Annotated in this window: 12 protein-coding genes; 5 read left to right on the forward strand and 7 right to left on the reverse strand. The window is 72.0% G+C overall.

Annotated features, from left to right (window positions below; translation table 11 throughout):
* Together H5J29_RS08510 and H5J29_RS08515 are read right to left on the reverse strand one after the other, a co-directional pair.
* Positions 1-748 (reverse strand): DUF4142 domain-containing protein (locus H5J29_RS08510; RefSeq protein ID WP_181780368.1); only part of this gene is annotated, 748 nt, incomplete at its 3' end.
* Positions 749-845: 97 nt separating this feature from the next.
* Positions 846-2,180, reverse strand: coding sequence for a ferredoxin reductase family protein (locus H5J29_RS08515; protein ID WP_181780369.1), 1,335 nt, complete (start codon positions 2,178-2,180; stop codon positions 846-848).
* A 432-nt stretch (positions 2,181-2,612) separates the two neighbouring features.
* Between H5J29_RS08515 and H5J29_RS08520 the strand changes: the two genes are divergently transcribed.
* The 4 genes from H5J29_RS08520 to H5J29_RS08535 all read left to right on the forward strand — a co-directional run bounded on the left by H5J29_RS08520 (position 2,613) and on the right by H5J29_RS08535 (position 7,555).
* Positions 2,613-3,305, forward strand: coding sequence for a hypothetical protein (locus H5J29_RS08520; RefSeq protein WP_181780370.1), 693 nt, complete (start codon positions 2,613-2,615; stop codon positions 3,303-3,305).
* Entirely contained in the window at positions 3,302-5,707 is a 2,406-nt protein-coding gene (locus tag H5J29_RS08525) for an AAA family ATPase (RefSeq protein WP_181780371.1), read from the forward strand. The genes H5J29_RS08520 and H5J29_RS08525 overlap by 4 nt, the downstream gene beginning before the upstream one ends.
* 137 nt (positions 5,708-5,844) lie before the next feature.
* Positions 5,845-6,654, forward strand: coding sequence for an NAD(P)H-binding protein (locus tag H5J29_RS08530; RefSeq protein ID WP_181780372.1), 810 nt, complete (start codon positions 5,845-5,847; stop codon positions 6,652-6,654).
* A gap of 247 nt (positions 6,655-6,901) precedes the next feature.
* Positions 6,902-7,555, forward strand: a complete 654-nt coding sequence (locus H5J29_RS08535) for a TrmH family RNA methyltransferase (RefSeq protein WP_181780373.1) — start codon at positions 6,902-6,904, stop codon at positions 7,553-7,555.
* 50 nt (positions 7,556-7,605) lie between these two features.
* Here H5J29_RS08535 and H5J29_RS08540 read toward each other — a convergent pair whose 3' ends face one another.
* Together H5J29_RS08540 and H5J29_RS08545 are read right to left on the reverse strand one after the other, a co-directional pair.
* A complete protein-coding gene (locus tag H5J29_RS08540) occupies positions 7,606-8,298 on the reverse strand; it encodes an SDR family oxidoreductase (RefSeq protein ID WP_181780374.1) in 693 nt (230 codons plus the stop codon).
* A gap of 1 nt (position 8,299) precedes the next feature.
* Positions 8,300-9,508 carry a thiolase family protein gene (locus tag H5J29_RS08545; protein ID WP_181780375.1) on the reverse strand — a complete coding sequence of 403 codons (1,209 nt, stop codon included), beginning with the start codon at positions 9,506-9,508 and terminating at the stop codon, positions 8,300-8,302.
* Positions 9,509-9,673: 165 nt separating this feature from the next.
* Here H5J29_RS08545 and H5J29_RS08550 point away from each other — a divergent pair, with 165 nt between their 5' ends.
* On the forward strand, positions 9,674-10,000 hold the full coding sequence (locus tag H5J29_RS08550) for a DUF1330 domain-containing protein (protein ID WP_181780376.1): 327 nt from the start codon (positions 9,674-9,676) through the stop codon (positions 9,998-10,000).
* On the opposite strand, the gene H5J29_RS08555 is transcribed toward H5J29_RS08550, so the two are convergent.
* The 3 genes from H5J29_RS08555 to H5J29_RS08565 form a co-directional block, all read right to left on the reverse strand.
* Entirely contained in the window at positions 9,997-10,428 is a 432-nt protein-coding gene (locus H5J29_RS08555; protein WP_312858118.1) for a hypothetical protein, read from the reverse strand. The two genes, H5J29_RS08550 and H5J29_RS08555, sit on opposite strands and share 4 nt — an antisense overlap.
* Positions 10,429-10,522: 94 nt before the next feature.
* Positions 10,523-11,161: a DJ-1/PfpI family protein gene (locus tag H5J29_RS08560; RefSeq protein ID WP_181780377.1), complete on the reverse strand. Its 639-nt coding sequence runs from the start codon at positions 11,159-11,161 to the stop codon at positions 10,523-10,525.
* A gap of 76 nt (positions 11,162-11,237) precedes the next feature.
* On the reverse strand, positions 11,238-11,496 hold a 259-nt coding region (locus H5J29_RS08565), incomplete at its 5' end, for a helix-turn-helix domain-containing protein (protein ID WP_181780378.1).

An 11,496-nucleotide genomic window follows, 5' to 3' on the forward strand; every position in this document is an offset into this window, starting at 1 on the left:
GGCTGCCCGTCGCGGGGGCCACGGGGCCGGACGGCTTCCTCCTGCCGCGCCGCAGCGTCACGATCAGGCCGATCGCGGCACCGACGCAGGCCAGGAACACGATCGCGGGGACGATCATGTCGGCGGGGGTGGTCGCCCCGCTGAACAGCCCGGGCGAGGGCGGGGCGGGCAGCGCGGAGTAGTCCACCAGACCGGTCGCCTCGAGCATCGCGATGTGCCCGGTCACGTACTGGAACGCGGTGTCGGCGAACTGGCGCACCTGCTCGTTGCGGGTGCTCACCCGGACCTCGGCGATCACCGGCAGCACGTTCCCGTGGGCCTCGCGCACGATCTGCACCGCGACCCGGTCGTAGTCCGTACCGGTGGTGTTGGTGATCTGGTTCATCCAGGCGATCTGCTGGTCCGTCGGGCGGCTCGGCAGCTGGACCCCGAGCTTGTCGGCGACGTCCCGGTCGATCTGGTCGAGCACGGCGTGCTGCTCGGCGAGGTGCTGGCCGGTCTCCCGGACCTGCTGGTTGCTCGCCTGCTGGGACATCTGCTGTCCGGTGGGCGCCTCCCAGAGACCGGCCTGGCGGACCTTGATCAGCAGGTCGCGGTCGGCGGGTCCGAGGGGACCCCACTGGGTCTGCTGCCACCCTCCGGTGCCGGGGGCACCCGAGGTCCAGGACTGCAGCACGGAGACCGTGATGGCGCCGAGGACGGCGACGAGCAGTGCCCAGCGCACGGAGCGCGGGATGCGGTGCAACATCGGTGGACCTTTCGGGGAGCGGCCCGTGGGGAGCGGGTGCCTGCCGGTCACGTGGGGGAGCGGACCGGTTCGTGCGTGATCAGCGCTGATCGATGGGTCAAGCCATGTCGAACTGTTCGGTGTGGATCCGGTCGTCGGGGACGCCCATCGAGGTGAGGGCGCCGAGCACGTCGTCGACCATCGACGGCGGGCCGCAGAGGAAGTAGTCGAGGCGCTGGGCGACGTCGACGGTCGCCAGCACCGTGGTCAGCAGGCCGACGTCGATCTCGCCGGTCGCCCCGGTCCAGGTCGCCGACGGCCTTCGGAGGACCTCGGTGACCTCGAGGTCGAGGTAGCCGCGCAGCATCGCGAGCTCGTCGCGGAACAGCAGGTCGCCGGTGTCCCTGGCGACGTAGACCAGGCGGTGGGGCCGCTGGTCGCCCCGGTCCGCGGCGGTGCGCAGCATGCTCATCATCGGGGTGATGCCCACGCCCGCCGCGATCAGGACCAGGCCCTCGGTGGGCACGGCGTCGCAGGTGAACGAGCCGTACGGGCCGTCGACCCACACCGACTCGCCGGGCCGCAGGTCGCGCACGGAGGAGGCGAAGTCGCCGGTCCCGCGGATGGTGAACTCGGTGTGCAGGGGGTCGTGCGCACTGCTGGCGATGGTGAACGGGTGCTCCTCCACCGCCGAGCGCTGCAGCCGCACCCAGGCGAACTGGCCGGGCGAGAACCGCAGGCCCTCGTTCCGGTCGCGGGGGGTCAGCACCATCGTCGTCACCGTGGGGTTCTCGGCCCGCACCTGCTGGATCTCGAACTCGCCACCGCGGTCGAGCACCGATCGGCCCCACCAGCGCATCACGAACACGGCGACGACGAGCAGGCCTAGCCCGGCGAGGACCGGGCCCATGACGGCGTCGGTCACCATCTGCTTGAGCCACAGCACGTGCAGGGCGGAGCCGCCGAGCACGAGCACGGCCAGGAAGAGGTGCAGCCAGCGCCAGACCTCGTAGCGCGCGGAGATCCGGCGGCGCTCCAGCGCGAGCACGACGAGCAGCGCCAGCGCCACGGACGCGCCGACGGCGGCCTGGGCCCGTGCGGGGGCCGACGGCACGATGAGCAGCGCGACCTGCGCGGGGTTGGCGGCCACGACGGCCGCGAGGTGCAGCGCGATCAGGACCGCGCTGAGGATGCCGAGCTGGCGGTGCAGACCGACGACGGTCTCGATGCCGAAGGCCCGGGTGAGCCCGCGCAGCCGCGAGGGGAGGGACGCGGTGCAGACGAGCGCCGAGAGGGCGACGAGACCGGTGACGGAGGAGAGCTGCTTCCACATGCCCACGGGCGGGGAGGTCAGCAGGTGGACCACGGCCGGGCCCGCGAGCACCACGAGCAGCGCCGCCACCCATGCCGCACGGGCCCCCGTCTGGGTCGCCCTCTCCGTCGTCCTGTCCACGGCCAGGGACGGTATGGAAGGCCCATGGGCCGGATATGGAAGCTTAAGGCGGCGCCCGGGGGACGGCGCCCGTGACGGGTTCGACGGTCGGTTCCGGGCCCGAAATAAGGCCGAACGCCGCACAGATTGCTCCGAACGCCGAGCAACCCCTTCAGGTTCGCCACGCAACGGGGCCGAACGGTCGCACGCCGCTGCCGCTCGCAGACCGGCCCGCCCCGCACGGCGCACGCCACGCCGAGACGATCTCCGCGGACGCGACGGGGGTCACCCCCGGGCGGGGCTGGCCTCACCGTGGTGGGAGGGTCACACTTCGGCAAGGGGAAACCCGTTCTCGGGAGGGGGAAACCTCTTCGCAACCTGAACGGTGCAGTGTCGAGGACGTTTCGTGCCGCATACTCGAAGGTCACGGAACAGTCACGGCGGGGAGGACTCATGGCAGGACGTACGGGGCGCCGGGTCCGGCGCCGACCCGTACTCCGCTGGCCGATGGTGGTGGCGGCACTCGCACTGGCGCTGGTCGCGGGGTGCGGCGCGCCCTCGTGGACCTACGTCACCAACTCCGGGGACCGCACCTATCTCAAGGTGCCGAACTCGTGGAAGCAGGTCGACCCCGGACAGCTGGCGACCCAGCTCGGCGTCCAGCCCGCGGAGGACTCCTCCGAGGGGGTGTGGATCGAGGCGTACGACTCGGACGCGCAGCCGTCGCTCAACCACATCATCGGCGAGTCCGCCGAGTCACCGGCCATCCTGGTGACCGTCCAGCCGATCCCGGAGGAGTCGCGCGGGCAGGTCTCGCTCGACACCGTGCGGGACTTCATCTACCCGGTCTCGGAGTCGGCCCGGCAGTCGATGCAGCTCGGCGGCAGCGCCTCGGGCCTCACCGGCTTCACGCTCCTGGGCGACGAGGTGCTCACCCCGGGGGACGGGATCCGCGGCGTGCACTCGGTGTTCTCGTACCGGGTGAACAACGGTGAGCCGCAGATCTTCGACCAGACCGGCTATCTCAACGACGACGCGAGCAAGCTCTACCTCGCGCTCGCACGCTGCTCGGTGGACTGCTTCGAGAAGCGGCAGTCGGAGATCGACGACGTCGTCTCCTCGTTCACGGTTCGGGAGGGCCCATGACCATCATCGACGACACTGCGGGCGCCGCGGCGGGCGCCCCGGTGCCCGAGGGTCCGCAGGTCCACGAGCCGCCACCGCCGAAGGTGGAGCCCAAGCGCAAGAAGATGTCGCTGTGGGACCGCGGCAAGATCCTGCTGCTGCTGGTCGTCGCGTTCTTCGTGATCGTCTGGTCGCAGGTGGCGGACAACCCGCTGATGACGTTCCCGGACGCGCTGCGCATCGAGCTCGTCGACTCGCAGTGGCTGCTCTGGCTCGCCGGCGTCGAGCTGCTGCGCCAGATCCACTTCTTCGTCTCGGAGAAGTGGTCGGGCTACCACGTCTTCTGGACGCAGAAGGTCTTCGGCGGCACCGACCGGATGCTCAAGCGCCGCTGGTCGGACTGGACCCGCTTCCGGGTCGCGCGTGCGCTCAAGTGGGCCGCGTTCATCGTGCTGGTGGCGCTGGTCGCCGGCGCCGCGCTCGGCACGTCGCCGTTCCTGGCGATCTTCCAGGCGCCCGCGCTGATCTTCCAGGCGCTGCCGTTCATCTTCCAGTTGGCCTTCGCGTTCTTCTTCATCGCGTTCCAGTTCATCGGCCTGTTCTGGCTGCTGTCGCGCGGCGGCGTGGACACCTACTACCCGGACGACATCAAGACCCGGTTCACCGACGTCTGGGGCCAGGACCACGTGGTCCAGCGGATCCGCGAGAACATCATGTTCCTGGAGAAGCCGGAGGAGATCGAGGCCAAGGGCGGCTACGTCCCCGGTGGCCTCCTGCTCTGGGGCCCGCCCGGCACCGGCAAGACGCTGATGGCCGAGGCCGTCGCGGGTGAGACCGGCAAGCCGTACGTGTTCGTGGACCCGGGCGCCTTCATCAACATGTTCATGGGCGTCGGGATCCTGAAGGTCAAGTCACTGTTCCGGAAGCTGCGCAAGCTCTCGCTCCGGTACGGCGGCGTGATCGTCTTCTTCGACGAGGCGGACGCGCTGGGCAACCGCGGCACGCTCGCGGGGACCGGCCCCGGCGGCGCGCCGCGCGGGTTCACCCCGCCACCGTTCCACGGCTCGGGCTGCCACGGCTTCTCGTACCTCTCGCGGGACACGCAGTCGATGCTCTTCCGCAACTCGATGTCGTCCGAGCCGCCGCCGCAGGAGACGTCCAGCCGCTTCATGATGGGCGGGATGCAGGGCGGCGGCGGGGGCGGCGGCACGCTGCAGGCGCTGCTCACCGAGCTGTCCGGGCTGAAGAAGCCCCGCGGGCTGCTCAACCGCTGGGGTCGCCGGGCGCTGGGCATGCGGCCGAAGCCGCCGCCCAAGTACCGGATCCTGGTCATGATGGCCACGAACATGCCGGAGTCGCTCGACGAGGCACTCCTGCGGCCGGGCCGCATCGACCGGATCTACCGGGTCGGCTACCCCTCGAAGGCCGGCCGGATCATGACCTACAAGGGCTACCTGGACAAGGTGCCCCACGAGATCACGGACGAGAACCTCGAGAAGCTCGCCACGATCACCCCGTACGCCACGGGTGCCACGATCAAGGACCTGGTGAACGAGGCCCTGATCACCGCGATCCGGGACGGCCGCGAGGTCATCACCTACAAGGACCTGATCAAGGCCAAGCAGCTCAAGGAGCTCGGCCCACCCGAGGACGTCGAGTACATCGAGCGCGAGCGGCACGCCGTCGCCGTGCACGAGGGCTGCCACGCCGTCGTCGCCTACCGGGTGCGCGAGCACATGGAGATCGACCTCGCGACGATCGAGAAGGGCAGCGACTACCTCGGCATGGTCGCGAGCATCCCGCCGGAGGACCAGTTCACCCGGTGGCGCTCGGAGTACGAGGCGGACATCCTCGTCTCGCTGGCCTCGCTCGCGGGCGAGCGGATGTTCTTCGACGGCGACAGCTCGTCCGGCGTGTCCGGCGACCTGGAGTCGGCGACCACCGTCGCCTCGTTCATGGAGGGCTTCTGGGGCATGGGGTCCACGGTCTCCTCGTACTCGTCGTCCCGACGGCTGGAGGTCGGCTCCCCCGGCGGCGGCCGCGGGAAGGAGGGCAAGGACGGCAAGCCCGAGGAGGTCGCCCGCCGAGCGCTCGCCGACCGGATCGAGGACCACCTCGGCACGCTGCTGGACCGGGCCGAGGACATCCTCAAGGAGAACCGCTCGTCGGTGCTCGCCATCGCGCACGCGCTGGAGACGCACAAGACGCTGACCGGCGAGGACGTCGAGGCGGTGCTGAGCGGGCGCGAGGGCGTCATGATCGACGGCCGGATCTACGCCGACCCGGACTTCCTCGCCCAGCTGGAGGAGTACCACGCCGCGGCGGCGGGTGCGCACCGTGCGCACGCCCCGGTGCGGCTGGCGCTGCCCCCGATCCGTGAGCGCGAGGAAGGCCACTCGGCCGCGGCCACCCCGCAGCAGTAACCGCACCCCGCCCGAACGGCACTCTCGCTCATTCCTTCTGAGCGAGAGTGCCGTTCGTGCGTTCGGGGCCGTTCCGGTTGAGACTCCGTACGGCGTACTGTTATCGTTCTTCGTACACCGTACTGAGAGGGGGACCCATGGCCATCCTGGTGACGGGCGCGACGGGGAACATCGGCCGCAAGGTCGTCGACCAGCTGCTGGCGCGCGGGGCGGGGGCGGTCCGAGCGCTCACCACGAACCCGGCCAAGGCGGCGCTGCCCGCGGGTGTGGAGGTCGCCGTCGGGTACCTGCGCAAGCCGAAGACGCTGCCCGCGGCGTTCGAGGGTGTCGAGGCGATGTACCTCGCGCCGACCCCGGACACGGTCGAGGAGGTCCTGCGGCTCGCCCGGCAGGCCGGGGTGCAGCGGGTCGTGGACCTGTCCGGCGAGCACGAGAGCTGGTGGGGCTCGGTCGCGAAGGCGGTGGAGGCGAGCGGCCTGGCCTGGACGCACCTGAGCCCGGGCGACTTCATGGAGAACACGCTGGACTGGGCGCCGCAGATCGTCGCGACGGGCGCGGTGCGGGAGCCGTACCCGGAGGGGCGCAGCACCCCGATCGCGATGGCGGACATCGCGCGGGTCGCGGCGGTGGCGCTCACGACGCTGGGCCACGAGGGCCGGTCGTACTCGCTCACCGGCCCGGAGGTGCTCACCCGCGTGGACCTCGTGGCGCACATCGCCGCGGCGACGGGCAGGCCGGTGGAGTTCGTCCAGGTCACCCGGGACGAGGCGGTGGAGGCCCTGCGCCCGGGCATGGGCGACGGCGCCGAGTGGTACGTCGACACGATCCTGCAGGGCTCGGTGGACTGGCACGCGGAGGTGCAGCCGACGGTCGAGCAGGTCACCGGCTCGCCCGCGACCGGCTACGGGGACTGGGTCCGAGAGCACGCAGCAGCCTTCCTCCCCTGACGCGTCCGACAGGCGCGGCCGCAGTGTCCGACTCGCGCGTCGAGAGTGGGGGACTCGCGGAACGCACGATCACCCAGTACGGCGTCTGTCCGGACGGAGAGCCGACCAAGATCGCACGTTTCGTGCTCTCAGCGCGCCATGATCACCGGTTGCGTGCGCTCAGCGCGGTGGGGACAGCAGTGAGCGCACCTTTCGGCGATCATGACCGGGTGCGCGACGGGCGGCGGGCCCGGGCAATCATGGACCCGTGAGTGACGATGCGGCCGGGGCGACGGAGTGGGCGGTGCCCGGGCAGGTCGGCGTCGGACCCTGGACGGGGCCCTGGCCCGCCGATCCCCGCTACGACCCCGAGCTGCTGGCACACGGCGACCGACGCAACGTCGTGGACCACTACCGATACTGGCGTCGGGAGGCCGTGGTCGCCGACCTCGCGACCCGCGCGCACCCCTTCCACGTGGCGATCGAGAACTTCGGCCACGACCACAACATCGGGACCGTGGTGCGCACGGCCAACGCGTTCGCCGCGGCGGCCGTGCACGTCGTCGGCCGACGGCGGTGGAACCGGCGCGGCGCGATGGTCACCGACCGGTACCAGACCCTGCACCACCACGAGGCGGTCGCCGGGCTGGCCGAGTTCGCCCGCGAGCACGGCCTCGCGGTCGTCGCCGTGGACAACACCGCGGGCTCGGTGCCGCTGGAGACGGCGGAGCTGCCGCGCGAGTGCGTGCTGCTCTTCGGCCAGGAGGGTCCGGGTCTGACGCCCGAGGCGCGCGAGGCCGCCGACCTGCTGGTCTCGATCGCCCAGTTCGGCTCCACCCGCTCGATCAACGCGGGCGTGGCGGCGGGCGTCACCATGCACACCTGGGTCCGGCAGCACGCCGACCTGGGCGAGGCCTGGTAACGAGCGGCACCCTCGTGCGGTCGGTCCGCACGAGGGTGCCGCTCGTGGGGTCAGGGGACGAGGGCCGACGGCGGCCCGGCGAGGCGCTCCTTCACCGCGCGGCTCACCGCGTCCGCCAGCAGCTCCTCCTCGCCCGCCTCCAGCGCGTCCAGGATCTGCGAGGCGACTGCGGCGGGGGCGAGCTTGGGTGCGTCGATCCGGGAGGCCATCTCCGTGTCCATGTACCCGACGTGCACGCCGAGCACCTGCGTGCCCTGGCCCGCGAGCTCGACCCGCGCGGTGTTGGTGAACGACCAGGCCGCGGCCTTCGAGGCCGCGTACGCGCCGGCCTGCGGCATCGCCAGCCAGGAGAGGACCGACAGGACGTCGACGACCGCGCCGCCGCCGTTGCGGGCGAGGACCGGTGCGAAGGCCCGCAGGACGTGGACCGGCCCGAACAGGTTGGTCTCCAGCTCGGCGCGGGCCCCGTCGAGATCCCCGGTGAGCAGGGAGCCCGCACCCGCCAGCCCGGCGTTGTTGATCACCAGGTCGACGTCGTGCAGGTCCTCGGCGGCCTCCGCGACCACCGCCGGATCGGTGACGTCCAGGGCGACCGGGACCACCCGGTCGTCCGTGACCGTCGAGGGGTCGCGGACCGCCGCGTAGACCCGCTTCGCCCCGCGCTCGACGAGCTGGACGGCCAGCTCGCGCCCCAGCCCGCGGTTCGCCCCGGTGACCAGGGCCGTGCTGCCTGCGATGTCCACGTCAGAGCCTCTCGATGATGGTGGCGTTGGCGGTGCCGCCCGCCTCGCACATGGTCTGCAGGCCGAACCGGCCGCCGGTGCGCTCGAGCACGCCGAGCAGCGTGGTGGCGAGCCGGGCGCCGCTCGCGCCGAGCGGGTGGCCGATGGCGATGGCGCCGCCGTCGACGTTGACCTTCGCCGGGTCGGCCCCGGTCTCGGCGATCCAGGAGAGGACGACGGAGGCGAACGCCTCGTTGACCTCGAACGCGTCGATGTCCGAGATCTGCAGGCCTGCACGGGCCAGGACCTTCGCGGTGGCCGGGATGATCCCGGTGAGCATGAGGACCGGGTCGTCCCCGGTCACCGTGGTGGTGTGGATGCGCGCGCGCGGGCGCCAGCCGCGCTGGGCGGCGATCTCGCTCGTGGTGACCAGCAGTGCGGCCGAACCGTCGTTGATCGGCGACGAGTTGCCCGCGGTGACCCTCCAGTCGATGTCGCCGAAGCGGTCGGTCCACCGCGGGTCCGCGAAGGCGGGGCGCAGGCCGCCGAGCGTCTCGACGGTGCTGCCCGGCCGGATCGTCTCGTCCCGGTCCAGCTGGGTGACGCTGCCGTCGCGGTGCGTGACCTTGAGCGGGGCCACCTGCCCGGTGAAGAAGCCCTGGTCCCAGGCCGCCGCGGCGCGCTGGTGGCTCGTCGCGGAGAACTCGTCCAGCTGTGTGCGGGACAGGCCCCACTTCCGCGCGATCAGCTCGGCGCTGACGCCCTGGGGGATCAGCCCGCCGGGGTAGATCCGGGCGACGGACGGCCCGTGCACGTCCTGCCGCACGCCGTCGACCAGCGCGGAGCTGCCGATCGGGACGCGGCTCATCGACTCGACGCCGGAGGCGATCGCGATGTCGTACTCGCCCGCGATCACCCCGTGCGCGGCGAAGGACAGCGCCTGCTGGCTGCTGCCGCACTGCCGGTCCACGGTCACGCCGGGGACGGACTCCGGCAGTCCCGCTGCGATCGCGGCGAACCGGGTGGAGTTGCTGCTCTGTTCGCCGACCTGGCCGACGATGCCGCCCACGACGTCGTCGATCTCGTGCGGGCGCAGCCCCGGCACCCGCTCGACCACGCTCCGGATGGCGTGGGCGTGCAGCTCGACCGGATGGACCTCGGAGTAGGCCCCGCCCGGCTTGCCCTTGCCGACCGGCGTCCGGACGGCCTCCACGATCACCGCATCGCGCATCGGATCCTCCTCGATCTGAGTCCTCTATCGCAACTCAGTCTGCGTTGCGGAGCGGAACTCAGCAAGGGGGCATGACGGGGGTCACCCCATGACCTCCGACGTCATCGACCCCGGACGGCGACAGCGCGAGGCTCGTGGCGTCGGACCGGACGAAGGAGACAGCCCATGACCGCCTATGCCGTGGCGCACCTGCGCAGCGTCGACCCCAACGCCGAGATCGTGGAGTACCTGCAGCGGATCGACGCCACCCTCGCCCCGCACCGCGGGTACTTCGTGGTCCACGGGGACCTGCCCGAGGTGCTCGAGGGCGAGTTCCCGGGAGCCCTCGTGGTGATCGGCTTCCCGGGCCTCGAGCAGGCCCGCGCCTGGTACCGGTCGCCCGCCTACCAGGAGATCCTGCCGCTGCGGACCCGCAACTCCGACGGCATCGCGATGATCGTGCAGGGGGTGGAGCCGGACCATCGCGGCACGGACATCCTCGCCGCACCCTAGGGACAGCCCACGTACTCCTCGCGACGGTGGAGCATCGCCGCCACCATCGCGGGCACCATCAGGACGTGCCCGCCGACCATCACCCCGTGCCCGCCGAGCAGGCCCGCCCAGAACGGCACCAACAGCACCACGAACGGCAGGTACATCGCCAGCGCCATCTCGCCCACCGCGGGCCACGAGTGCCGCCGGACGAGCATCCAGGCGCTCATCGGGAGCGTCATCGCGGTGGCCATGAGCAGGCTGTGCAGCTCGACGTGTGGGGCCGGCGGCGGCAGGCCCGCGAGGCTCCAGAGCGGCATCAGCGCGGCCATACCCAGCAGCATCGCGACGACCATCTCCGCGAAGTGCCGGAGGAAGCGGCGGTCGGCGAGGGTGGCGCGGACGGTCGGCCGAGCAGGGGGTGAGACGGGTCGGGGCAGCGCGGTCACGGTGGCTCCAGGTGGTCGGCGGCCCGGCAGGAGCCGGACTCGCAGCACGGGTGTGAGTTGGGCGGGTGTGGGCTGGCCGGTGCGAGCCCGGGGCTCACCGCCGGACGGCGGAGAACTCCCTGACCCGCGCCATGACCTCCGGCCCGACCTTGTCCGGGTGCCCCGCGTCGTAGGGCGGCTCCGGGTCGTACTCGATCCCGAGCTGGGCGGCCTGCGCCGCGACCTCGTCCACCAGCAGCGCGACGAGCCGGATGCCCATGTCGATGCCCGCCGCGACCCCGGCGGCGGTGATGATCCGCTGCTCCGGGTGCGCGACCACCCGCTGCCGGACCGGTTCGGCGCCCAGCTTCGCGAGGATCTCGGTGGCGCCCCAGTGGGTGGTCGCGGTGCGGCCGGTGAGCAGCCCGGCGGCCGCGAGGATCAGCGACCCCGTGCAGACCGACGTGGTCATCCGGGTGGTCGGGTGCACCGCGGCGACCCAGTCGACGAGCGAGCTTCCCTCCAGGTGGTCACGGCTACCGACCCCGCCGGGCACCACCACGACGTCGGGCCGCTCGACCTCGGCGAACGTGGCGTCGACGGTGAGGCCGAGCATGCCGTTCTCCGTGCGCACCTCGCCGCGCTCGGCGCCGACGAACACCACGTCGAACTCCGGGACGCGTTGCAGGACTTCGTACGGCCCGATCGCGTCGAGTGCGGTGAGACGGGGGAAGAGCGGGATCGCGACCTGCATCGCGGACTCCTTCGGGTAGGGGACATCGCCCGACCTGCCCGCGGCGGACCGGGTCGGGACACTCGGGTGCGGGACGCTAGTTCGCCGGGCTGAACCGACGGCGGTAGTGGTCCGGCGCCACCCCGAGGCGGCGCAGGAAGGCGCGGCGCATCGTCTCGGCCGAGCCGAAGCCCGCCCGGGACGCGACCGCGCTGACGGTGAGTCCGCCGGACTCCAGCAGGCCGCGCGCGGCCTCGACCCGCACCCGCTCGACGTACACCCCGGGCGGCGTGCCGACGAGCCGGGTGAACTCGCGCGCGAAGTGTCGCTCGCTCATCCCCACCCGCGCGGCGAGC

The sequence above is a fragment of the Pseudonocardia pini genome, assembly GCF_013870575.1.
Taxonomy (GTDB): Bacteria; Actinomycetota; Actinomycetes; order Mycobacteriales; family Pseudonocardiaceae; genus Pseudonocardia; species Pseudonocardia pini.